The organism is Chitinophaga sp., assembly GCF_039596455.1.
Classification (GTDB): Bacteria; Bacteroidota; Bacteroidia; order Chitinophagales; family Chitinophagaceae; genus Chitinophaga.
Map to the genome: position 1 here is coordinate 1 of NZ_JBCNJR010000003.1, position 25295 is coordinate 25295.

14 protein-coding genes are annotated in these 25295 nt (G+C 55.2%); 7 read left to right on the top strand and 7 right to left on the bottom strand.

Annotated elements, in window-relative coordinates; genetic code table 11:
* Positions 1-351: 351 nt before the first annotated feature.
* From ABDW36_RS12980 to ABDW36_RS13000, 5 genes are all read right to left on the bottom strand, one after another.
* Positions 352-4431 (bottom strand): carbohydrate-binding protein, encoded by a 4080-nt coding sequence (locus ABDW36_RS12980; RefSeq protein WP_343702333.1) that lies wholly within the window; start codon positions 4429-4431, stop codon positions 352-354.
* A 41-nt stretch (positions 4432-4472) separates the two neighbouring features.
* Positions 4473-5912: a RagB/SusD family nutrient uptake outer membrane protein gene (locus ABDW36_RS12985; protein WP_343702334.1), complete on the bottom strand. Its 1440-nt coding sequence runs from the start codon at positions 5910-5912 to the stop codon at positions 4473-4475.
* Positions 5913-6021: 109 nt separating this feature from the next.
* Positions 6022-9294, bottom strand: a complete 3273-nt coding sequence (locus ABDW36_RS12990) for a TonB-dependent receptor (RefSeq protein WP_343702335.1) — start codon at positions 9292-9294, stop codon at positions 6022-6024.
* Between the two features lie 257 nt (positions 9295-9551).
* Positions 9552-10730, bottom strand: coding sequence for a FecR domain-containing protein (locus tag ABDW36_RS12995; RefSeq protein ID WP_343702336.1), 1179 nt, complete (start codon positions 10728-10730; stop codon positions 9552-9554).
* Between the two features lie 214 nt (positions 10731-10944).
* The gene (locus ABDW36_RS13000) at positions 10945-11544 is read right to left on the bottom strand and encodes a sigma-70 family RNA polymerase sigma factor (protein ID WP_343702337.1); all 600 of its coding nucleotides are present in this window, start codon (positions 11542-11544) and stop codon (positions 10945-10947) included.
* Positions 11545-11652: 108 nt separating this feature from the next.
* On the opposite strand from ABDW36_RS13000, the gene ABDW36_RS13005 reads away from it, so the two are divergent.
* The 5 genes from ABDW36_RS13005 to ABDW36_RS13025 all read left to right on the top strand — a co-directional run bounded on the left by ABDW36_RS13005 (position 11653) and on the right by ABDW36_RS13025 (position 19294).
* Positions 11653-12351, top strand: a complete 699-nt coding sequence (locus ABDW36_RS13005; RefSeq protein WP_343702338.1) for a response regulator transcription factor — start codon at positions 11653-11655, stop codon at positions 12349-12351.
* A complete protein-coding gene (locus ABDW36_RS13010; protein ID WP_343702339.1) occupies positions 12335-13696 on the top strand; it encodes a HAMP domain-containing sensor histidine kinase in 1362 nt (453 codons plus the stop codon). Before ABDW36_RS13005 ends, ABDW36_RS13010 begins: the two co-directional genes overlap by 17 nt.
* Positions 13697-13786: 90 nt before the next feature.
* A complete protein-coding gene (locus ABDW36_RS13015; RefSeq protein ID WP_343702340.1) occupies positions 13787-15085 on the top strand; it encodes a TolC family protein in 1299 nt (432 codons plus the stop codon).
* Entirely contained in the window at positions 15082-16191 is a 1110-nt protein-coding gene (locus ABDW36_RS13020; protein ID WP_343702341.1) for an efflux RND transporter periplasmic adaptor subunit, read from the top strand. The genes ABDW36_RS13015 and ABDW36_RS13020 overlap by 4 nt, the downstream gene beginning before the upstream one ends.
* 4 nt (positions 16192-16195) lie before the next feature.
* Positions 16196-19294, top strand: coding sequence for a CusA/CzcA family heavy metal efflux RND transporter (locus tag ABDW36_RS13025; RefSeq protein WP_343702342.1), 3099 nt, complete (start codon positions 16196-16198; stop codon positions 19292-19294).
* A 59-nt stretch (positions 19295-19353) separates the two neighbouring features.
* Here the strand turns inward: ABDW36_RS13025 and ABDW36_RS13030 are convergent, their stop codons facing one another.
* Together ABDW36_RS13030 and ABDW36_RS13035 are read right to left on the bottom strand one after the other, a co-directional pair.
* Positions 19354-20853 (bottom strand): glycosyltransferase family 39 protein, encoded by a 1500-nt coding sequence (locus ABDW36_RS13030; protein WP_343702343.1) that lies wholly within the window; start codon positions 20851-20853, stop codon positions 19354-19356.
* 52 nt (positions 20854-20905) lie between these two features.
* Positions 20906-23287 carry an ABC transporter permease gene (locus tag ABDW36_RS13035; protein WP_343702344.1) on the bottom strand — a complete coding sequence of 794 codons (2382 nt, stop codon included), beginning with the start codon at positions 23285-23287 and terminating at the stop codon, positions 20906-20908.
* A gap of 209 nt (positions 23288-23496) precedes the next feature.
* Here ABDW36_RS13035 and ABDW36_RS13040 point away from each other — a divergent pair, with 209 nt between their 5' ends.
* Both ABDW36_RS13040 and ABDW36_RS13045 read left to right on the top strand, forming a co-directional pair.
* On the top strand, positions 23497-24297 hold the full coding sequence (locus ABDW36_RS13040; protein ID WP_343702345.1) for an SDR family NAD(P)-dependent oxidoreductase: 801 nt from the start codon (positions 23497-23499) through the stop codon (positions 24295-24297).
* A complete protein-coding gene (locus ABDW36_RS13045; protein ID WP_343702346.1) occupies positions 24290-25276 on the top strand; it encodes an NAD-dependent epimerase/dehydratase family protein in 987 nt (328 codons plus the stop codon). Before ABDW36_RS13040 ends, ABDW36_RS13045 begins: the two co-directional genes overlap by 8 nt.
* The last annotated feature ends 19 nt before the right edge of the window (positions 25277-25295 follow it).

Here is a 25295-nt window from a genome sequence, read left to right on the forward strand (position 1 = left end):
TTCACCCTGTAAGCCGGAATCAGGATTAGTTTTGAGCATTGTAAACCAATATCAGTATTTTCTAAACCAAGGTGTAAACCTATATCAGGACAAGACCAGGTGTGATATAGGTAGGAACTAGGTCTAATATAGGTCTAATATAGGTCTAACATAGGTCTAACATAGGTGTGATATAGGTAGGATATAGGTCTAACATAGGTATAGACCAGGTACTGAACCAGCATGTTAAGTTGGCATGGATTACAACATCCGGCCAGAGGAAGTACGGAACAACACACCCGTTCCCACCGGCGCAAAAAAAAAGGATGAGCCGCTTTCCGGCCCATCCTCCTTAACTATCAACGTTTTACGCTATTGTTTCACCACCCGCAGCACCTCCGTTTCCCGGTTGCCTTTGAGCTGGATGAGGTACATCCCGGCTTTGAGGAAGCTGAGGTCTTTCACCAGCCGCACTTCTCCCGGCTGAACGGCCCATTGCCTGATGGCGCGGCCCTGCATGTCCAGCAGCGTGGCGGTACGGAACCCTTCCGGCAGGTTGATGATGACCTGTGCCGTAACGGGGTTGGGGAACAGCCAGGCGTTTTCCGCCTCTTCCTGTTTCTCCGCTTTCGGGGACATGGCCATCAGCATGGGCGCCTGGGCCGTATCCGGCACGCAATTGTCTATGCTGAACCAGTTGAACTTGAAGGTGCCTGCCTTCACGTGTATGCCCGTGTAGGAAAGGGCAGGCAGCGTCATGGTATCTTTTATGGTTTGCCATGTGCCGTTCGTGTTGGGCAAATCTATGTAACCGAACGTTACACCGCCATGCCCAACGCTCAGTTGCGCGGGCGCCGTGGTAGATATGCGCACGCTAACGGTGTACACGCCTGCCGTGGGCACCACCAGGTTGTTATAGGCAAACCAGTGGCTCACCGCCAGGCCGGTGAAGTTCTGGCCGCCGCCTACATCCGTACAGGTTTGCAGGTACGGGCCGGGGTGGCGGGCGGAAGCGCTTTCCGCTTCGTATTTGTTATTCACCGTGCAGGTGTAGTTCACAATGTTCAGGTGCGCGGTTTTGCTGAGAGCGCCGGCGGTTACTGTTACGGTGTATTGCCCGGTGGGGGCGCCTGCCGTCAGCAATCCTGCAGCCGTAATGGCATTACCGCTGCCGGTTACCGTCCACACGGGGGCGGGCAGCGTCATGGGCTGGTTATTCTCGTCAAAGCCCTGGGCGGTGAACTGCTGCGTGCCGCCGCTGCTCAGCTCAACAGTGTCCGGGGCCAGTTCAAGCCGGGTGAGCACCGGAGGCGGCGTGGCGCAGTTGTCTATGCTGAACCAGTTGAACTTGAAGCTGCCGGATTGCACATGCACGCCCGTGTAATTGAGCGCAGGCAAAGTGATGGTGTCTTTGATGGTTTTCCATACGCCGCCGGTGGAGGGCACTTGTATGATACCGAATATCATGCCGCTGTGGCCGATTTTTATCTGCGCCGGCGCAGTGGAAGATACCCTGAAGCTCATGGTGTACCTGCCTGCTACAGGCACGTTCAGGTTGCTGTACGCAAACCAGTGGCCGGTAGCGAGGCCCGTATAGTTCTGGCCGCCGCCCTCATCTGTACAGGGCTGCAGCACCGGGCCGGGCGCTACGTTAGAAGCTGATTCCGCCTCATACCGGTCATTCACGGTACAGGTATAGGCCACGGTGGCGTAAGCGGTATCTGTAACGGCGCCGGAGGTGAATACAACCCGGTAAATGCCCAGGGAATCACCTGCGGTGAACACGCCTTTGTTGCTGATGCTGTTGCGGTCGCCGGTTGTTGTCCATACGCTTTGCTGGGGCACCGGCATGATGCTGTCAAACTGATCGTACCCGGTTACGGAGAATGCGTGTGAAGCGCCCACGGGTACGGTAGCGGTATCAGGCTGTATCACGGCGCGGGTGAGCACGGGCACGGGCACCACCTTCACCATGGCAATACCGGTCACGCCGCTGTCCCTCGCTTTTACCTTGAACCAGCCCAGTGAATCGCCGGCGGTGAAGAGCCCTTGCGCGGTAATGGTATGGCTGCTGTCTGCGCCGCCTACTTTCCACCTGGGTGTAAAGGAAACAATGTTGCCGTGCTGGTCAAAACCTTTGGCGCTGTATTGCTGCGTTTCGCCTACTTCGAGCGTAAGAGAATCAGGCGTAACTGCTATGCGGGTGAGGGTTACGCTGTCTGCATCCACAATGCGCAGCCAGTTAAAGTTCCAGCCGGAGTTATTGGAGAAAATGCGGATGGTCTGCTTCCCTTTCTTCAGCCTGATCTTTTCTGAAGAAACGGTAGCCCAGCGTTGCCAGCCTCCTGTAGCCGGCAGATGCATTGTGGTGAGCGTAGCCGTATCCAGCATAATGGTAGCGCTGGTGGCGGAGCTGACGGCGGCGCGGAGCTGCACGCGGTATTTGTTGGTATCCGGCACATCAATGTCATATTCAAACCAGGTGCCTTTACCAATATAGCTGACGTTTACGGTGCCGCTGGTATCCTGCGTGGGCTCTGTGCAGCAGGAGTTGGAATTATCAAAAGCTTCCGCCTCTATCCTGGCGGGCACGGGTTTATAGTTCGGTATCCTTACGTTTGCGTAGGCCTTGCCGGAAACGGTGATCCCTTCCAGCGTGGCGGTGGCGGTGATAACGCCTGAAGTATCCAGCGTGGCAAGGCCGCCGGTGGTAATGGTGTTGCCGGTACCGGTAACGCTCCACGCCGGCGCAAGGGCCATCACATGGCCGTTCTGGTCAAGCACCTTGGCGGTGTACTGGATGGTTTTGCCCGCCAGCACCAGCTGGTTGGCAGGGGTCACTATCACGGTGTCAGGCACGGGCGTGCCCAGGCCTTTCTGGTATACGCGCACATAATCCACGCTCATACTATCAGGCCAGTCCCCTTCCACAATATTGCCACCCATGCCGCCGCCGATGGCCACGTTGAGGATGATGTGGAATTGCTGGTCAAACGGCCAGTCTTTCCAGTCTGTTCCCGGGTTGCGGTAGGTGTATACATGCACGCTGTCATAGGTGAATACCAGCGAGTCAGGGCTCCATTCCAGCGCGTACACGTGGTAATTGGTATGCGCATCCGGCAGCGTGCGCTGGCCGGTAAGGTGGCCGCCGTTTGTCCAGTTATTGTTTTGCGTGTGTACGGTAGACATGGCCTTGCCGAAGTTGTTGCCCACATGCTCCATGATATCTATCTCCCCGCTCCGCGGCCAGGCCCCGTAGGCGCTGCTGGTAGGCATCAGCCAGATGGCAGGCCAGGAGCCCCTTGCCTTGGGCAGCTTGGCCTTCACTTCTACCTTGCCGTAGAGGAAATCCATCTTGCCCTGTGAAATAAGGCGGGCGGAAGACCATGGTTCGGTAGGCACCCCGGTGGGGAAGTCTTTCTTACCGGTGATCACCAGGTTGCCGTTGCGCACACGCGCGTTATCGTGCGTGGTATCTGTATACACCTGCTGCTCCCCGTTGATCCAGGCTTTGGGCTTGGGGTCTACCGTCCACTTGCTGCGGTCCGGCAGGCCGTCTACGTCAAATTCATCGTTATAGATCATTGTCCAGTTGGGGTTCCCTTCAAACACCACGTTCCCTTTTACGGCATATGCCGGGGTATTGGCATTGTCTACCTCCTGCCCTGCCACGGTGAGCTTCAGCACGGTGCGGGAGTAGTTGGCGGGCGAGTTGCCGGCCAGCACAATGTTCACCGTGGTATCGTTGACGCGCAGCACGCTGTCTATGCTCACACCGGGCGGCAGATTCTCTGCGTACCAGTTGTGTTTGTGCAGCGTATCGTTCAGCACGGCGCCGTTCAGCCTGGCGGTGAGCACCACGCCATGCTCCTGCCCCATTTGAATACGGGTGTTCTCAAAAGTGAAGCCGATGGGGTTGGGCGCCTGCACCAGGTCAAAGTAAAGGATGCCGTTGGCCTTCTTCCCGTCTATGAACTGCACGGCAATACGGTCAAAATCCGTTCTGTTGCGTACGCTCTGGAAGTTGAACGTAGCTTCTTCCCATTGATTAACGTTTTTCACCGCATAGGTGAAGAACACGGCCTTGGTGTAATCATTGCCGGGCTGCAGCTTGAACATCACCTCTTCTTTCACATTGCTGTACACCAGCATCTTGAAGGTGCTGTTGGTGGCGAGGTCAAAGGTGGATGAAAGGCCGCAGCTGGCGCTCATGTACTCAAAACAGGTAGTGTCTTTGGTGAACCTGGCTACATGAAAGCTGGGGTTCACCGCGGAAGGGGCCGGGTTGGGCACGTTGAACACTACGTTGCCGGTAGCGCCGGCGCCGGCATAGTACGTCCACCGGCCGGAACAGGGGCCATTGCCTTCCATGTCATCCAGCAGGAGGAACTGGGCTTTCAGCACGTTGCACAGCAATATGCCGCCCAGCAGGAGCAGTAAAAGTTTTTTCATAACGGGTGTTTTTCATGTGGAAAGTAATATTGTGGACAGTATCAAAGGTTCGGGTTCATCAATGCATCTGCGCCGGGTATGGGCATCCAGTATTTTTCTTTGGTGATGGCGCCGGGCTGCAGGTCTCCGGGATCTTTGTTTTCATTGGCGGCTTCTACCTGCTCCAGGCGCACCAGGTCAAACCAGCGGCTCCATTCGCCCGCAAACTCCCATGCCCTTTCATTCACCACGGCCTCTGCAAACGCGGGGCCGGCAAGTCCGTCTGGCAGGTTACCCAGCCCGGCGCGCAGCCGTACTGCGTTCACGGCCGCATAGGCTTCGGCGGACGGCGTACCGGTAGCCCGCGCCTGTGCTTCGGCATAGATCAGCAGCACGTGCGCATAACGGATCATGATCACGGGATTGTTAGACATGTAAGTAGCCTTGTTGCCGCTCTGGATGGTGAACTTTTTGTAGTAGGGATGTTTTGTTGTAACCTCCTGCCAAGGAATAGTAGTTCCGCCTACCACAAAGGAGGTGGAGAAAGTAGCGTCTTTCCGGCTGCCTTCCGGGAAGTTGTGGAAGAAATTCAGCTCGGGAAAAAAGTCTGACCAGCCGCCTTCATTTTCGGGCATGGTGGAAAGGCCGTAGAAAGAATTGTAGGTAGACCACTGGCCGCGGGTGAACAGCGTGAACACGTCTTCTACCGTACCGCCCGCAAATATTTTCAGATAGCCGTCTTTGTACAGGTCAAAGCCGTAGGTGGCCTTTGCATCTATCACTTCTTTGGCCTTGGCTGCGGCCAGCGCATATTTGGACGCGTCTTTGAGCGGCCATCCGGCCTCAGTCAGATACACGTCTGCCAGCAAGGCTTTTACAGCGCCTTTATTGGGCCTGCCGGGGTTTCGTTTGGTATTGGGCACCCATTCTTCCGCCTTTACCAGGTCTTCTTCAATCTGCTTGTAAATTGCCGCCGGTTCGCTTTTCTGGATATTGAGCAGGTCTGCGGAGTATTTTTCCGTGAGCAGCAGCGGCACTTTGCCCCAGTACCGCGTAAGCCAGTAGTAGCTCAGGGCGCGCAGGAAATAGGCCTCTCCCACAATGGCACGTACCGTAGCCTCTTCGCCGTCTTTAACGGCGGTGTAGTTGTTGATGATGTTGTTGGTAGATTGTATCACCTTGTAACAACCGCGCCAGATGGGCGTCATGCGGCTGTTCAGTGACGATACGTTGAAGCGGTCAAACTCCCTGAACTCTTCCTTGTTGGAACCGGGGTGCGTGGTAAGATCGTCCGCCCCCATGCACATCGCTATCTGTGACACGGTGGTGAAACCGCTTTCCCAGGGTACCATCAGGCTGCCGTAAGCGCCTGTGAGCGCTGCTTCAAGGCCTGCCTGGCTGCTCAGGCCTTCGCTTCCTACCACCAGCCCGCGGGGCTTCTCTTCCAGCGCCTTGCTGCAGCCTGCCAATAATATGATCAATGCGAAGAAATATGTTTTCATCTGTTGATGTTTTTATCTTTTTAATAGGTCAAATGGAACGCCCGGATGGCCTTTACTTTGTGTCAAATTCTCTGTGGGCGTTTCATTTGATGATAATTTGGACCGTTCATTAAAAATTCAGCGTCAGCCCGCCCGTAATGGTTTTGGTATTGGGGTAAGAGCCATAGTCTATACCCTGCCTGAAATCTCCTGATGAAGAGCTGGCCTCAGGGTCTATGCCGCTGTAATCTGTAAAGGTGAGCAGGTTGGTAGCGCTCACAAATACTTTCAGGCCCACATGGCGCAATACCGGTTTGGGCAGCGTATAAGACAGGCTGATGTTTTTCAGGCGCAGGAAATCCGCCTTTTCCAGGAAACGGGTAGACTGCGTGAAGTTTTTATTGGTGGTGCTGAACGCGGGGATGTTGGACTGCTCGTTCTTGCCTGGAACGTACCGGTCAAGAATATCGCGGTGCGTGGCCTCGCGTGCGTCTCCGCCCAGGTACAGGGCCGCGGCCTTGTTATAGTTCAGCTTGTCAAAGCCGTACATGCCCTGGAAGAAAATATTCAGTGAAAAGGTTTTATAGTTGAAGGTGTTGTTCCACCCCAGCGTGGTTTTCGGGATACCGGTGCCTATCACGCCATAATCTCCCGCATCTATTACACCATCTGCCTTGATGTCTTTATACCGCGCATCACCGGGCTTGGCGCCGAATTTGGCGGCTTCCGTTGCTTCACCGGGCTTCCAGGTGCCCAGGTATTGCAGGCCCCAGATGGCGCCCAGCGGCTGGCCGGGCATCACCACAAACTCCGCCTGCGGAGACATGCCCCCGCCAATGCGGCGGTTGTTGGGGTCAAATATCACAGACCTGTCCCCGATAGACACTACGTTGTTCTTTACGAAAGAAATATTGAAGCCCGAGTTCCAGGTAACGGCGCCTTTATCCAGCACATCCGCATCTACAGAAAACTCCCAGCCCTTGTTCTGCACCGTGCCGATGTTGCGGGTAATGACGTTGCCGCCCAGGTAAATGGGCAGGTTCTCGTTCAGCAGCAGGTCTCGCGTGTTTTTCACGAAGTAGTCTGCCGTGAAGTTGATCCTCCCTTTCAGCAAACCGGCTTCCAGGCCTATGTTCTGCTGCTCTGTAGTTTCCCACTTCAGGTCAGGGTTGCCGATGTTGCCCAGTATAATGCCATTCAGGAAAGTAGCGTTGGTGAAAGAGGCAATGCGGTTGCTGTAAGATGAAAAGGTGCTGTACGGCCCTACGCCTTCGCTGCCTGTAAAGCCCCAGCTGCCGCGCAGCTTCAGGTTGCTGAACAGCTGCTGGCCTTTCATGAAAGGCTCTTCAGACACTACCCAGCCTGCGGAGAAAGAAGGGAAATAGCTGAACTTGTTGCTGCCCACAAACTTGGAAGAACCGTCCCGGCGGATGGCGGCGGAGAGCAGATAACGGTCTTTGTATCCGTAATTCACGCGGCCTACCAGGGAGAAAATGGCCCATTTGGAATAGCCTGAACCGGGGCTGCCGGGCGTGCCCTGCGTGAGGTTGTTCCAGAGAAAACCTTCGTAAGTGAGGTTAGACGCACCGGTAGACATGTAGTTGTACGTGCCTTGCTGGTATTCCACCACGGCGGTCACATCAAGGCTATGATCGTTGAAGGTCCTTTTGTAGTTGAGCGTGTTGGTGTTCTGCAGCCGTATGTCTTTGTTGGTGCGCAGACCGGCGGTAGAAGTGCCGGAGTTTACCACGCGGGCGGCAAAACTTTTATCCTGGTACTCCAGGTAGTTGGCGCCGTACTGGATGTTCAGCGAAAGGCCGCGGGTGGCAATGTCATCAAACTTGAAACCGCCGATGAAGTTGGCCAGCATGCGGTCACGCGCGCTCAGCTGCTCCGTGGTGAGGGCCACGGGGTTGAAGAACACAGAGCTTACCGGGTCGGCAGCAGTGTAGGTACCGTCTGCCTTGCGTACAGGTACCGTGGGAGACCAGGTGATGGCTTGCGCCAGCGGGCTCTTGGGGCCGTCCGGCGGGATGTCTACGTTCTGCGCGGTGCTGTAGGAGCCGGTGATGTTGAGGAAGGTGGATATTTTATCTGTCAGCCTTGAATTGATATTGGAGCGGAGGGTGTAACGTTTGAAAGAGGAGTTGTTGATCACCCCGTCCTGGTCCAGGTAGTTGCCGGAAATAAAATACCCGCTCTTTTCGTTGCCGCCGGCCAGGCTCAGCATGTACTCCTGCCCCAGCGCGTTGCGGAAGATCTCATCTTGCCAGTTGGTGCCGCCGTTCTGGCGGAAGCCTGCTATCTGCTCATCTGTAAACGGTTTGGCAGTGCCTACAGCTGCGGCATGGTCATTGGCCGTGAGAGCAAATTCTTCCGCGTTGAGCAAGTCCAGCTTTTTGATCACCTGCGAAGAAGAGAGGCGGCTGGTGAAGTTCACTTTCAGACCGGTTTTATTGCCTTTTTTGGTGGTGATCAGCACCACGCCGTTAGAGCCGCGGCTGCCGAAAATAGCGGTGGCGGCAGCGTCTTTCAGCACCTGTACGGATTCAATGTCGTCAGGATTGATGGAGAAGAACTCCGCGCCGATGAAACCGTCTACCACGTACAGCGGCCCGTTGTCCCCATTAATGGAGTTGCCGCCCCTGATGCGGATGCGCACGGCGCCGCCGGGAGAACCGGCGGAATTGGTTACCTGCACACCGGTAACGCGGCCCTGCAATACCTGGTCAAGCCGGTTTACAGGCTGCGCTTCAAAGTCTTTGGCGGTGATGGAAGACACGGCGCTGGTAAGGGAACCTCTTTTCTGTTCACCATAACCAATTACCACCAGCTCCGCCATTTTGGAGGCTGATACTTCCAGCGTGATGTTCAGGTCGGTTTGCCCGTTGAGCGCTACCTCCCGGCGGTTGAAGCCGATAGACGATACTATCAGCACCGCATCCGGTCCCGGCGCGGCAATGCTGTACTCGCCGTTGGCATTGGTCACCACCCCCCTTGCAGTGCCTTTCACCTGTATGGTAACACCCGGCAGGGGCTGGCCTTTATCGTCCGTTACACGCCCTTTCACCACTACGTCTGCCACGGCTTTCTGCGCGGCCGGCGGCAGCGGCTTTCGTTTCACGATAATGGTTTTGTCTGCAATGGTATAGAGCAGCGGCTGGTTGTCAAAACACTGGTCAAGCGCTTCGCGCAGCGGCACGTTGTTCAGCTCCACGGTTACGGCGCGGGCATGGAACAATTGTTCGTCCGTATATAAAAAGGTATAGCCTGTTTGCTTCCTGATCTCTTTAAACACCTTTTCCAGCGAGGTATTGCGGTGGCTCAGGGATACAGTTTGCGCGTACCCGGCCGCATGTACCTCCAGTAAGGCGGTGGTCATCAAAAGCACTATCAGTTTCATGATCAGTAACGTTTTTGCTGATAATCGCGGAATATTGGCGCGCCACCGGGCATGCCGGGGCCTGCTTTGGGAAAAAAGCACTAAAAGCATACATTTGTATGGTTATGGGTAAATAAATAATAATTGCGAAACGATTGTGGTTTATGGCCCAAAACCGGCCGGGAGCGGTGCGAACGCTACCGGCTTTTTTATTTGGGCCATGGTACAAGGTTCAGGGACTCATAACGTCAAGAATTTGGTTGTTTGCTGCCGAGGTTTTATGGTGAAACAATAATCTGTTTTTCTCCTATCTCGAAACGTACTTCTCCCGTCATTTCCATCATTTTTAATACGCGCGATACGGGCACGTCTCTGGGCACGATACCCCTGAAATGCGCCGGCACATTGCCTTTGTATATTACGTCCACATCGTACCAGCGGGCAATTTGCCGCATGGCGGAGCGGATGTCGTTCCCTTCAAACTGGATGAAACCGTTCTTCCAGGCCACAGCCTCTTCCGTATTTACTTCCGGCAGCAGCTCCAGCACGCCGCTCTGGCGGTGCAGGCTGGCGCCCTGGCCGGGCTTCAGCTTCCTGGTGCTGCCGCTGCCGGTTACTTCCACCGCGCCTTCGAGCAGGGTGGTTTTAACGGCCTCTTCGTCTTCATACGCCATGATATTAAAGTGAGTGCCCAGCACTTTCACTTCCATATTGCCCACCTTTACCCGGAAGGGTTTGCCGGCAGCTTTGGCCACTTCAAAGTACGCCTCCCCTTGCAGCTCCACCACCCTAGCCGCTGTGGTGAAGGCTGCGGGGTAGCGCAGGCTGCTGGACGCGTTCAGCCAAACACGGCTGCCGTCTGGCAGGGTAACCTGGTATTGTCCGCCGCGGGGCGTTGATATCTTGTTGTACACGGTTTCCCCGGTGGCGCCGGGCGCATCGTACTGCAGCTGCCCGCTGCCGGATTTGATCACCCGCACACCGCCCTGCTGCGCCAGTATGCCATTGCCCACACTGTCCAGCACTATTTCAGAACCGTCTGCCAGCGTGAGCACGGCCTTGTTGCCGCCGGGGGCAATGTCTTTTTTGCCCGGCTGTTCCGTTGCCACGGGTGCTTTAACAGCCTGCGGCTGCCGCAGCAGCCAGTATGCGGCGGTGGAAGCCAGCAGCAGCACAACCGCGGCGGCCCAGACGCGGCGGCGCCAGGGAATGACTTTAGCCGGCGCCGGCCTGTCTGCGGCCAGCACGCGGTCAGCTATGGTATTCCAGTGATGTTTGTTGTAATGAGAGGGGGCGGCTTCCCGCACGGACGGTTGCAATTGCGCCTCCACCTGCGCGGCCAGCTCCCCGGAAGCGTCATTGCGGACAAGCTCCGCCAGCTCTTCCAGCTCTTCTGCCGTAGCAACGGCCTCTGTGGCCCTTTTGAGAAGGTATGCCAGTCTTTCCCGGGTTGTCAATTGAGTATCGTTTTTCAGTGTTTACGTGGTGCTTTCATCATAACAGACGCGTTACCGGAAGTTTAGGACCTATGGGGAGGAAAAAAATTTAATAAAAATTTCAAGCAGCCCTCCAGCCATGCAATGGCCCTGTGAAGCTGCTATACCAGGGGAAAGGGATCCTCTCTCAAGCTCCGGCAGTGCCGGGAAGGCCATATGCTTCCGGTCTCCTTCCTCAAACTCCGCTGATCACCCATAGCACCATTACCGGCAGCCAGTGCCCGGAGGCTTCCACATGCTTCCGGATGGCCTGCAGGGAACGTACCAGGGAATTTTTAACGGTGTTGGGAGACAAGTTCAGCTGCTCCGCAATTTCGGGAATGCGGAGGCCCTTTTCACGGCTGAGCAGGTAAATGCGTTTGGCCTGCGCCGGCAGCTGCTGCACGGCTTCACCCACCAGCCGCAGCATAGTAGTGAAAGCCACTGCTTCTTCGGTACTGCTGCGCATTTCATCTTCCTGCTGGCCCTGGGAAAGCGCATTAACGGCCTTGTGATGGACGGCCTGCTTCCGCAGCCAGGAAAAAGACTGGTAAAACACGATGCGCAACAGCCAGGAACGCGGATTTTCAATATCCGGCAGCTTGTTGCGGCTGAGCCATACACGCAGAAAAGTTTCCTGGAGAATGTCTTCCGTAACGGAAGCGGTTTTGGTGAGGTGCATCACCAGCGGCTCCAGTTGCGGTATGTAGGCATGGAACAGCTCACGGAAGGCCGCTTCGTCGCCCTCGGCAATCTGCCTGAACAATGCTTTATCTGTCTGTGAACGGTCATACATGCCTGAACGCGGATACGGATGCTGGTTGAATTACCGCCCAATGTAATAAATTATTTTTTAAGGTGATTTTAACTTGCCGGTTGCCCCTTCTTCGTGACCTTTGCAGGTATGAACAGGATACTGCTGACAGAAGACGACAGCCGGGTAGCCTCTTTCATCAAAAAAGGGCTGGAGGAAAACATGTACCTGGTAAAAGTGGCCGCCAACGGAGAAGACGCCCTCCAGGAAGCCACCCTGAACGAGTATGACATCATCATCCTTGACATCATGCTGCCAGACATGGACGGTTTTGAAGTATGCACCCTGCTGCGCAAGCGGGGCAACACCGCCCCGGTGATCATGCTCAGCGCCCTCAACACCCCCGAAGAAAAGATACGGGGGCTGCAATGCGGGGCGGACGACTACCTGTCCAAACCCTTCCTCTTCGAAGAGCTGCTGGCCCGCATCAACGCACAGCTGCGGCGTATGGAGTTTAACCGCGGCATTGTAGACTTTCAGCGCTATGGCGGGGTAGAGATCAATATAGACGAACAAAGCGCCACCCGCCTGGGCAAAGAGCTGCAGCTCTCCCCGCGTGAATTCAAGCTGCTGGCCTTCATGGTGCGCAACCGGGAAAAAGCGCTCTCCCGCGTGCAGATAGCGCAATCTGTCTGGGACATCCACTTCAGCTCCAACACCAACATTGTGGACGTATATATCAATTACCTGCGCGGCAAGCTTGACAAGGGATTTTCCCATCCCCTCATCCATACCATCAAAGGGCGGGGCTACATGCTGAAACTGAAGGACCATGAGCCTGAGAGCTAAGCTGGGCAACCAGAGCGCCCTTATTTTTGCCTGCACGCTGGGCTTTGTGCTGCTGGGCGCCTACCTGCTGTTTGAACACTACACCCGCGAAGTATACTACAAGAAGCTGCAGGGCCGCGCCAACACCGCCGCTTTTTTCTACCTTGAAAAAGACGAGCTGAACAGCGCCAGGTACCGCGAAATAGAGGAAAAATACAAGCAGATCAGCGGAGAGCCCATCCGGCTGTACCATGCAGGCACCCGGGAGCTCTTCATTGATGACAAGCTGGAGCTGGCCTTGCCAAACAATGTGCTGAACACCATTGCCAAACAAGGCAGCTATAACTTCCGCATGAACGGCCGGCATTTTGCCGGCATTTTCTACAAAGACAATGAGGGAGATTTTATTGTAGTGGCCTCCGGCAACAACACCACCGGCCGGGAGCAGCTGGCCGTGCTGCGGTGGATGCTGGCCATCTTTTTTGTGCTCGGCATTGTCATTAACTACGTAATGACGCGCTGGCTGGCGCGGCGCACCTTCTCGCCCTTCTCCCGCCTCATCAGGAAAGTGAACGCCATTACGGCAGACAACCTGCATACGCGCCTGCAGCTCCCGGCCGGCAAACCGAATGAGCTGACGGCGCTCATCACCACCTTCAATTACTTCCTGGAGCGGCTGGAGGCCGGCGTAAAAAGCCAGCGCAACTTTCTCAAAAATGCTTCGCACGAGCTGAAAACACCGCTGGCCGCCATCATCGGAGACATTGAAGTTACACTTAAACAACCACGGCAGCAGCCGGAGTACGAGCAGCAATTGCAGCTGCTGAAAAAAGACGCCCTGCACCTGCAGTCCATCATGGAAGGCCTGCTGATGCTATCCGGCCTCGAAATAGCCACAGATAAAGACATGCAGCCGGTAAGAATAGACGAGATACTCTGGAACGTGCTGGAAAAAGCGGGCATGCATTACCCGCAGGCGGAAATATCCGCAGATTTCAGCGGCATTGCAGACCATGAGCACCTGCTGATGGTGAACGGCAACCGGGAGCTGTTGTTTGTAGCCCTTTCCAATTTGCTGGACAATGCCATCAAATTTTCCCGCCCCCATCCAATTGCGGTAAGCCTTTCCGTAGAGAACAACGCCCTTTCCATCACCATTACCGACCAGGGGCCCGGCATAGCGGAAGCAGACCAGGCCCGCATATTCGACCTGTTTTACCGCAGCTCCCAAACCCGCCATGTGAGCGGGCATGGCATTGGCCTTCACCTTACCGCGCAGATACTGGAAAGGCATCGCGCCAAAAGGTACATTCACTCCAAACCGGGAGAAGGCACGGCCATACAGGTAATTTTCCCGGCGGCGTAGTCTGTTCTAATCATTTTCTAATCCAGCCTGAAAAAGCCTCTAATGTAGCGCTCATAATTTTGCGGCAGACTTGAGACCAACACTTGTACCATGCCGCTACCCGCAAAGAGCATCATATACATATGGCTTTTATTGCTGCTTGCCTGTGCCGCCGCCGCGCAGGCGCCCGCAGATACCCTGCGTTACAACGTACCGGAAGCCGAAAAGATATTCCTGCAAAACAACCTGCAACTGCTGGCGGAAAAGCTCAACATCAGCCAGGCAGACGCCCGCATGCTGCAGGCTAAAGCATGGCCCAACCCGTCATTTACACTGGATGAGGTGAACCTCTGGGCCACCGCCCGGCAAACCGGCGGCGCGGAGGTGAGCCCGCCGTTCAGGAACGGCTGGGGCAAAAACCAGCAGTTTGCCATGCAGCTGGAGCAGCTGGTGCAAACCGCGCGCAAACGCAAAAAGAACATACAGCTGGAAGCCAGCAGCAAGGCCCTGGCGGAACACAGTTTCACTGAACTGCTGTACGCCCTGCGCGCGGAGTTCAGGCAAACGGCCGCCGGCCTCATTTACCACCAGCACCTGCTGCAAGACCTTATGCTGCAGCAAACCCTGGTAACGCAGCTGCTGGAAGCGCAAACAGCCCAATACAAACTGGGCAATGTGCCGGAAGCGGAGCTGGTGCGGCTGCGGGCGCTGCAATTCTCCCTGCGCGCGGAAATAAATGAATTACACGCTACGGCAGGCGAAGAGCAGCAGCAAATGAAAACGCTGATGGCCCTGGAGCCGGAACGTTACCTGGTGCTGGAAGACAGCGAACCACATTTCAACGCCCTGCGGCAGCTCTCGCTGAATACATTGCTGCAGGCCGCAGCAGCACATAACCCGGCCCTGCAAACCTCCGCCGCCGCCATTAAAATGAACGAAGCCGCCTATGCGCTGGAGCGCAGCAAACGGGCGCCTGACCTGCGGCTCAATATGTCTTATGACCGCAACGGCAGCACCATGCTTGATTTTGTAGGTTTCGGCGTAGCGGTAGACCTTCCTTTCTTTGACCGCAACAAAGGCAACATCAAAGCCGCCGGCCTGCAGGTACAGCAAAGTGAGCTGGCCTACCGCCATAAAAGCACTGAAGTGGGCAACAGCGTAGCAAAAACCTTTGCTGACCTGCAAAACGCCCTGCAGGCCGCCACGGCCATAGACACGGTCTACCTTCACCGGCTGGACGTGCTGATGCAGGGGCTTACCCGCAACTTCATGCAACGTAACATCAGCCTGCTGGAATTCCTTGACTTCTTCAGCTCCTTCCGCGAAAACAAACAATTGTATTACCAGGCCGTGCGCAGCGTGGCCACGCTCAAAGAAACACTGAACTATTTAACCGGATCAGATCTATGATACAGCTAATAAAACGTTTTGCCGCGGCCCTGCTCCTGTGCCTCACCCTGGCCGGTTGCGGCGGCGGGCAGAAAGAAGAACCGGCGGCTATTGCCCCGCCCTGCATTAACCAGGCACTGAAAAAGCGCATCAGCCTGGAGCCCGCCACCCTGCAACCCTGGCATGCCAACCTGCTGCTGAACGGCAAGGTAGGGTATGACGAAGACAAGGTATACCGCTTTGTACCGCTGCTGAGCGGCGTGGTGCAGCAGGTGCACTTCACGCTGGGAGACTATGTGAAAAAAGGGCAGCTGCTGATGGAAATCAAAAGCGCGGAGCTGAGCAACCTGCACGCGGAGCTGCAAGACGGACAGGCGCGGCTGCAGCTGGCGGAAAGAAAACTTTCCGCCACGGAAGAGCTGCATAAAACCGGTGTGGCGGCAGATAAAGACCTGCTGGAAGCCAATACGGAAGTGGCCACCGCACGCACGCAGATACGCCGCATCAGGGAAACGCTGGCCCTCTACGGCGGCAGCCTGGAAAAAGGAGCGCTGCTGGTACACGCCGCTATGGACGGGTACGTGGTGGAAAAGAACGTGATAGCAGGCGGGCAGGTGGAAGCCGGGCAACAGCCCCTTTTTGTGCTCTCCGGCCTGCAGCAGGTATGGGTAAAAGCCAGCATATATGCGGGTCAGTTAGAGAACGTAAACGCCGGCCAGCAGGTAGATATCACCACCACCGCCTATCCTGACAAAATTTTCACCGGCCGCATCAGCCGCCTTTCCAATGTGTTTGACCCGGAAGAAAGGGTGCTGAAGGCCATTATCAAGATAGATAACAAGGGCCTGCTGCTGAAGCCTGACATGATGGTGAACGTAAACGTGCACCAGCCCGCGCAAGACTCTGCCGTGGCCGTTCCCGCCAGGGCCGTGCTGTTTGACAACAACCGGTACTACGCGCTGGTATACCACGGAGACTGTGATGTACAGGCCGTACCGCTGGAGCCTGTTTTCCAGACAAAGGAACACTACTTCGTAAAAAGCGGCATCCACGCAGGAGATACCATCATCACCCGCAACCAGCTACTGATCTACAACCGGCTGAAAGAATCGCAAACTGTAAAATGAGGCCATGACAAAACTTGTAGAAAAAATAGTCACCTTTTCCCTGAAAAATCATGTGCTGGTATTTTTCTTCACCTTCCTGCTGGCCATGGGCGGCGTTATCAGCTACCTCAACACGCCGGTAGAAGCCTATCCTGACGTCACCAACACCCGGGCCCGCATCATTACGCAATGGCCGGGGCGCAGCGCGGAGGAAATGGAAAAATTCGTGACCCTGCCCATCACCAAAGAAATGAGCACCATTCCCGGCAAGGTAGACGTGCGCTCTATTTCCCTCTTCGGCCTCTCCGTGGTAACCGTGAACTTCAATGATGACATTACTGATTTCTATGCCCAGCAATACGCCGCCAACCGCATGCGCAGCGTGGAGCTGCCCGAAGGCGCCAGCGCGGAAATAGAACCCCCTTACGGCGCCACGGGCGAAATATTCCGGTACGTGATCAAAAGCAACACCCGCCCCATCCGCGAACTGTTTGCCCTGCAGCAGTGGGTGATAGAAAGAGAACTGGTGGCCGTACCGGGCGTGGCGGACGTAGTGAGCTTCGGCGGGGAGGAAAAGATCTACGAGATACGGGTGAACCCGGTAGAGCTGGCCAACTATGACCTTACCGCGCTGGACGTGTACGAAGCCGTCAGCAAAAGCAATATCAACGTGGGCGGAGATGTGATACAGAAAAGCGCGCAGGCCTACGTGGTGCGCGGCATTGGCCTGCTTGACAAAATATCCGACATTGAGGCCATCCTCATCAGGAACATCAAAGGCACGCCCGTGCTGGTGAAAAACGTAGCGCAGGTAGTGGCCTCCGCCAAACCCCGCCTGGGCCAGGTGGGGCTGGATGATGAGGATGACCTGGTAGAAGGCATTGTAGTGATGCTGCGCGGCGAAAATCCCAGCCAGGTGGTAGAGCGCCTGAAAGAAAGGATTGCAGACCTCAACAACCGCATTCTGCCCCAAGATGTGAAAATAGAGCCCTTCCACGACCGCACGGAGCTGGTAGACAAAACCGTAAAAACCGTTACCCATAACCTGCTGGAAGGCATCATACTGGTATCTGTGGTGGTGTTCATTTTCCTGTTCAACTGGCGCACCACGCTTATAGTGGCATCTGTAATACCGCTGGCCTTCCTCTTTGCGCTGATGATGCTGCGCATACAGGGCGTATCCGCCAACCTTATTTCCATTGGCGCGGTAGATTTCGGCCTGCTGCTGGAAGGCACCATGGTGATTGTGGAACACGTATTTGTGGGGCTCGATAAAAAGGCGCGGCAACTGGGCATGGAGCGTTTTAACAGCATATCCAAGCTGGGTATCATTAAACGCAATGCCCGTTCCGTTGCCAAATCCATTTTGTTTGCGCAGATCATCCTGATAGTGGCCCTGATGCCCATTTTCACTTTTCAGAAGGTAGAAGGCAAAATGTTCTCTCCCCTTGCCTTCACGCTGGGATACGCCCTGCTGGGCGCCCTGCTGCTGAGCCTCACCTATGTGCCGGCCATGTGCAAGGTGCTGCTGCGTAAAAACGTAGTGGACCGGGAGAACCCCGTGACCAATTTTTTCCGCAATGGTATTTTCCGTCTCTTCTCACTGGCATCCCGCTACCGCAAAACCACCATTGCGGCCTTCGTGGTGCTGCTGGGCGCCTGCGCGCTCGGGTTCAGCCGGCTGGGCACGGAGTTTATTCCCCAGCTCAATGAAGGCGCGCTCTACATCAGGGCTACGCTGCCCAACAGCGTGAACCTTGACGAGTCTGTTCGCCTCACGCGGGAAATGAAAAAACAGCTGCAGGAATTTGAGGAAGTGAAATTTGTGCTCACCCAGACCGGCCGCCCCAATGACGGTACAGACCCCACCGGTTTTTTCAACATAGAGTTTCACGTGCAGCTGCAGCCGCCTTCCGTCTGGAACAGGAAGATCAGCAAAGACGCGCTGCTGCATGAGATGGAAGACGCCCTGCAGATATACCCCGGCATTGTGTTCAGCTTCAGCCAGCCTATTATGGACAACGTGGCGGAATACGTGGCGGGCGTAAAAAGCTCGCTGGTGGTAAAGGTATTTGGAGACAACCTGTACCAGCTGGAGCAGACGGCAGATAGCATTGCCGGCGTGCTGCGCAACGTACAGGGTATTACAGACCTCAATATTTACCGCAACATTGGCCTGCCGGAGCTGCGCATCCGCCTCAGCGAAAGCCGCATGGCCCGTTACGGTGTAAGCATGCAGGACGCGCAGGCGGTGGTGGAAATGGCCATTGGCGGCAAGGCGGCCTCCACTTTTTATGAGAATGACCGCATGTTTGATATCCGCATCCGGTACGACAAACCTTACCGCGAATCAGAAAAGGAAATTGCCGGCATACTGGTGCCCGCCCTGGGAGATACCAAGGTGCCGCTGTACGAAATAGCAGACATCGGGTTCTTTACCGGGCCTGCTTTTATTTACCGGCAGGGCAACAGCCGCTACATTGCCGTGGGTTTCTCCATCCGCGGGCGGGACCTGGGCAGCACAGTAGCGGAAGCGCAGACGCTGGTGCGCAAACAGGTACAGCTGCCGCCCTCCTATGGCATAGAATGGGCGGGAGAGTTCGAGAACCAGCAGCGGGCCACCAAACGCCTGATGGTGATAGTGCCCCTCTCCCTGCTGCTCATTTTCTTTTTGCTGTACATCAACTTCGGCAATATGAAGGATACGCTCATTTCGCTTTCCACCCTGCCCTTTGCCTTTATGGGGGGCTTCCTCTCTCTCTGGATAACCAATACCATCTTCGGCATATCCGCAGGCATCGGGTTCATCATATTATTCGGCGTAGGCACTATAGACGGCATCATTCTTATTTCCGTGATGAAAAGCAACCTGCAACGGGGCATGGCGCTGCAGCCGGCCATTGCAGACGGGGTGTACAACCGCATCAGGCCGGTATTCATGATTGCGGTAATGGGCTCCCTGGGGCTGCTGCCCGCGGCGCTGTCTACCGGCATGGGCTCTGAAATACAGAAGCCCCTGGCCATCATGATAGTAGGCGGCCTGCTTATTTGCATGATACTGAGCCTGCTGGTGCTGCCGCAGCTTTTTTATTACGCGTACCGGAAACGGGCTGCAAGATCTTAGGTGTTGGCAGAGGGTGCTCCGCAGGGCAGGCATAGTGCGGATTGGCGCGGGGCATCCTCTTATTTTTCCTGCGGGGGATGGTAATTGAAGCAACGGTATACCAGGAACGTTCTCACTACGCGGCCGTTCCTCCTGATGATGATGGACTCCAGCGGCGTAACGGTATCAAAATATTGTAACAACACTTTTGAGAACTCCTTTTCATCCGCAGTATGCACATTATCAGGCACGGAATTGATAAAGATGCCGTTGCGGCCGGCCAGCGCGCCTACATCTGCCTTGATGTAATCGAATTGCAGCGCGGGCATGCCCACCACGTTGCGGGAATACACCAGGCTGTCAAGATAAAAAGTAAGCACGGCACTGGTTTTATAATCATCTGCGGAGAAAATAAAATCTGCCGGGTATTGCCTTTCCAGTGTTTTCGCCTTGCGGGCAAGGCCCGTCCAGCCCACCCATACATCATCAGAATTGACCGGCACCGGGTAAAAAAGTATTTCTACCGCCAGCGCCAGGTGTACCACCAGCGAGCAGACCCACTGCCAGCGGAGGTATTTGCCCCGGAACCAGATGGCCGTCCAGGTAATGCCGCTGATATAGGCCGGCATCATCCAGTTCAGCTTCACCCAGTAAACCGGAGATATGATGAAGAACCCTGCAAATACCGGTACAAAAAAACATAACAGGAAGAGCTGACGCGCGGGGATGCGGCCAATCCGCAAACCATATTTGCGCAGCAGCCTGTACAATAAATACAGCAGCGCAAACAGCAGTATGGGCATCAGGATGGCGGCCTGGTGGCCTATAACCCCCAGCACGTCCAGCGGGTTGAACTGCAGGCCGCTGCTGACGCGCGCGGAAGACTGGAAGCGGAAGGAAGCAAAACCGTTGTTGACGTTCCATATCACCACCGGCAGGCTTACCACCGCGCAGATCACCATGTTCAGCCAGGGCCAGCCCGTGAGCAGCAGCGAACGGTGCTGTTTGCTGCATAGCAAATACAGCACAAGCCCTGCAGGCAGGAAAAGCGCGGTGTATTTGCTGTTAAAGGCCAGGCCCATGGCAATACCGGCCCATACCCAGTATATGTTCCTTCCCAAAAAAACGGCGTGATGCAGGCACAGCAGGGAAAGCGCCCAAAAAAGCATTAACGGCGTGTCAGGCGTAGACACCAGGGAGAGAATGGTGACCATCAACGTGGAGTATAGCAGCAGCAAGGCGTTCAGGCTGCGCTGCCGGCTCAGGAACTGCCGGGCGAAGCGGTAAAAAACGAAGAGAGTGCCCAGCGTGACCAGGGTATCTGCCAGCTTGAGCGCAAATACTTTTTTGCCGAATACCGCGGTACCGGCTTTCAATACCCAGGCTATGCCGGAAGGATGGTCAAAGTAAGACAGGGCGGGGTGTTCACCGTAAAAGTGATAGTAGGCATCCTGCGGCATCAGCCCCATGCCCCAGATAAAGGCTAGCCGCAACGCCATTACAATGGCCACTGCCGCCAGCACTACCCTGTTTGCCCATGATGTACGTAACAGTTGTGTGCCGAATCCCGGTCCGCTCATGCTTTGTATTACTACCAGTAAAAAAGTGTGACGGACATAAATCTACGAAATATTACTCCGCCCGCAAACTCTTTACGGGATTGGCCATGGCCACTTTAATACTCTGATAGCTGACGGTGAGAAGCGTGATGGCAATAGCGCCCAGGCAGGTGGCCGCAATCACCCACCATGAAATACCGGTGCGGTACTCGTACCGGAGCAGCCATTTGTCCATACAATACCAGGCCAGCGGCACGGCAATCAACAACGCTATCAGTACCAGGCCTACAAAGTCTTTAGACATCAGGCGCCACAGGTTGAACACGGATGCGCCCAGCACCTTGCGTACACCTATCTCCTTGACCCGCTGCTCCGCCATAAAAGAAGCCATGCCAAACAGGCCCAGGCTGCTGATGAAAATAGCCAGGATGGCAAAGAAGCTGGAGAGCCGGCCAATGCGCTGCTCCGCATCAAACTTTTTGGCGTAAACCTGGTCTGCGAATTCATAAACGAAGGGCGCGCCGGGGTTCAGTTTCCTGAACACCGCCTCTATTACGGGCAAAGCCTCCGCGGTGCGTTTGGCGGGGTTGATGCGGATGTTCATAACGCTTTTGTTATCGTCCAGCGAAAATATTGTTCTGAAAACCGGGTCATACGGAGATTGCATCACCATATCTTTCACCACCCCTATCACCGTAAAGGCGTTGCCGTCTTTTTTCACCACTTCACCAACCGGGTTTTTGAGGCCCATGAATTTGACGGCAGATTCATTGAGGATGATAGCGTTGCTGTCTGAAGCAAAATCCTTTGAAAAATCGCGGCCGGCAACCAGCTGCCAGCCTACGCTCTTCCCATAGTCATGCGAAATGTCTATTTGCGCAAAATTGCCCTGCGAGCCGGGTTGCATGTCTTTCCAGGTAAAGCCGTTATTGACTGCGTTGATGCCGGTGGTGGCGGTGGAAGAAAAAGATGCGGCGGTAACCGCGCCGGAAGCTACCAGCTCATCCCGGATGAGGTCAAACTTGTCACGCAGGGCCGGCGTGCTCATGGGCACGGCCAGCAAACCTTCCCGGCTGTAGGCCACAGGGCGGTTCTTGGCGTAATGGATTTGCCGGAATACTACAATAGTACCAATGATGAGTATAACCGACACGGTGAACTGTACCACTACCAGCGCTTTACGAGGCAGCGCAGCGTAGCGGCCTGCCCGGAAGGTGCCTTTCAGCACTTTAACAGGCTGGAAAGACGACAGGTAAAGAGCGGGATAACTGCCGGCAATGAAGCCGGTAAACAAGGTAAAGCCAAGCCCAGCCGTCCAGAAGGCGGGCATATGGTAAGGGATGCTCACTCTTTTATCTGCCACATCATTAAACACGGGTAAAACCGCCTGCACCATGATGAGCGCCATCACAAAACCAATGGTGGCCAGCAGTAGCGACTCACTGTAAAACTGTGCTACCAGCTGCCTTTTTACGGAACCCATGGCCTTGCGGATACCCACCTCCTTGGCGCGTTTTTCGGAACGCGCGGTGCTCAGGTTCATAAAATTGATGCAGGCCAGCAGCAGCACAAATATGCCGATGATGCCGAAGAGCCACACAAACTGGATGCGGCCGCCGGTGTTTTTGCCGTTTTCCCAGTTGGCAAACAAATGCCATTTGCTCATGGGATGCAGAAAAACTTCCGGCTTGAACACCCGCTCCTCCGGCCGTACCTTGTTGAGGCGCAGGTCTTTTATTTTGGCGGATACTTTCTCCAGGTCTGCATGGTCTGCCAGCTGCGCATACGCCTGCATGAAGTTGGAGCGCCAGGGGTTCTCCATTTCCCGTATCCAGGTCTCTTTTATCAATATCAGCTCCCAGGCGCCTATAAAAGCCAGGTCGCGGAAAGCGGAATTATACGGCAGGTCTTCATACACGCCGGTTACCTTCAGATCTGTATCATTGTCCAGCTTCACCACCTTGTCAACCGCGTCTGCATTGCCAAACAAGGCTTTGGCCGTGGAGGCGGACAGCATAACGGAGTACGGGTCTTTCAGGCCGGCCCGGGTGCCGCTCAGCATGTTGAGCGTGATCATTTCCGGGAAGTCAGGCTCAAAAAAATTGCCGCTCTTGAAGATGGAATTGTCTTTATACCGCAACACATGGTTGTACGTCCATGAGCTCATGGAAATGTATTTGAAATCGCTGCCGTACTTGTCCCGCAGCTCCTCTCCCACCTGGTAAGGAACCGCGGTTTGCGCGCCTTTTACGCCATTGAAGGTCTGGTGCTGCATGATTGACACAATGCGGCCGTAGTGCTCATGATTCTTGCTGTACGTCACTTCATCCCTGATCCACAAACCTATCAGCAGGGCCACGGCCATGCCAACAGATAACCCCGCTATGTTGATGAACGAGAAGGTCTTGTTTTTGAGGAGGTTCCTCCAGGCAATCTTGAAGTAATTCTTGATCATGCCCTACCGGGCCGCCAATCAAATGCCAGAAACCCAGTGAATGGTTTTGCACGGGGTTATGAATTAACAATTAAACACATTTGTTCGGTTTTGATACAGGAACTGTCCGGTTTGCGGGTGAAGCCCTTCTCCCCACAATTCAACCGTACAACTCAACAATTCGTTGGAAATTTGCTGGAGGCTTGTGCAAATGCTTTCATTTTTGTACCATGAATAACACCATGCACAAATACACCATGATTACCGGCGCCAGCTCCGGGTTAGGCAAGGCCTTTGCCATAGAGTGCGCCGCCATGGGCCGGCATATCATACTGATGGCATTGCCGGGCGGGAATACGGCCTCCCTGGCCCGCGGCATTGCCCTGCAATACGGGGTGGACGTACAGGTGTTCGAGTTTGACCTGACAGACAGCCAGGCCCTTCATCACCACCTGCAACATATCAGCGAGCATTATGAAGTAGACTTCCTCATCAACAACGCGGGTGTAGGCGGCACCTCTCCCCTGATGGAAACGGCGGTGGAAAGCATAGACCGCATTATACAGGTGAACGTGCGAAGCACGGCGCTCATTACCCGGCTGATGTTGCCGCTGCTGCTCCGGAACGAAAAGAGCTACATCATGAACATTTCCAGCATGGCGGCCTTTACGCCCATTGCGTACAAAACGGTATACCCCGCGTCCAAGGCTTTCATCTCCTCTTTTTCGCTGGGGCTGAAAGAAGAATTTGCCGGCACGGGCCTCTCTGTAAGCGTAGTATACCCCGGCCCCATGATGACCAATTCACAGACCTCCCGCCGCATCATAGGCCAGGGGATCAAGGGCAAAATGGGATTGCTCACCGCCACCGCTATTGCGCAGCTGGCCGTGCGCAAAACCCTGGCCGGCAGCCCCATCATCATACCTGGCTTCATGAACAGGGTAAACCACCTGCTGATGAGCCTGCTGCCGGCGGAATGGAAGCTGCGCATTGTATCCCGCGAAGTAAAAAAGGAGATCCGTTATGCATAAAGTGCTGGTAACAGGCGCCAACGGCTTTTTGGGCGCCAACCTTACGCGGGAGCTGTACCGTATGGGCTACGAGGTGAAAGCCATGGTACGGCCTTCGGCAGACCTGAAAAGCATTGCAGACATTCCCTGCGAAATATTCTTCGGGCGCATAGACAACGTGGAAGATGTATTGCAGGCTATGGAAGGCTGCAACATTGTGATCCACACCGCCTGTATTACGGAACAATGGGCCATCAGCTTTGAAGAATACGAGCGCGTTAACTTCACCGGCACGCAATACGTGGTGGAAGCCTGCCTGCGCCGCCAGGTAGACAAGCTGGTGTACGTGAGCACGGCCAACACCATTGGCCCCGGCTCCAGGGAAAAACCGGGCAACGAGCTGAACGGCTTCACCCTGTTCAATGCCAACTCCGGGTACATCAACAGCAAATACCTGGCGCAGCAATACGTGCTGGAGCAGGTGGAACGCCGCGGCCTCAACGCCGTAGTGGTGAACCCCACTTTCATGATAGGCCCGAACGACAGCAAGCCCAGCTCCGGCAAGCTGCTGCTGTACGGCCTGCATAAAAAGGTGTTGTTCTACCCGCCGGGCGGCAAAAACTTTGTACACATCCACGATGTATGCAAGGGCATTCTGAACGCCATACAATTGGGCAAGGCAGGGGAATGTTACCTGCTGGCAGGCGCCAACCTGAGCTACCGGGAGTTTTTCAACCTGCTTTATGCCCGCACGCGCAAACCGGCGCTCATGATCAGGATACCGCCGCTGCTGCTGAAGCTGGGCGGCATTATTGGCACGCTTGCCGGGAAAATTACCGGCACTACTCAAAAGCTCAATTACAGCGCCGCCTTTTTGCTCTGCCTGCAAAACTATTATACCGGCCAGAAGTCCGAACGGGAGCTGCAGCTGCAATACGCGCCAATAGACGCTGCCATTGCCGAAGCGCTGAACTGGTTCGAGGAAAATGCCTACATTTAATATGAATCAACAGCGCAAA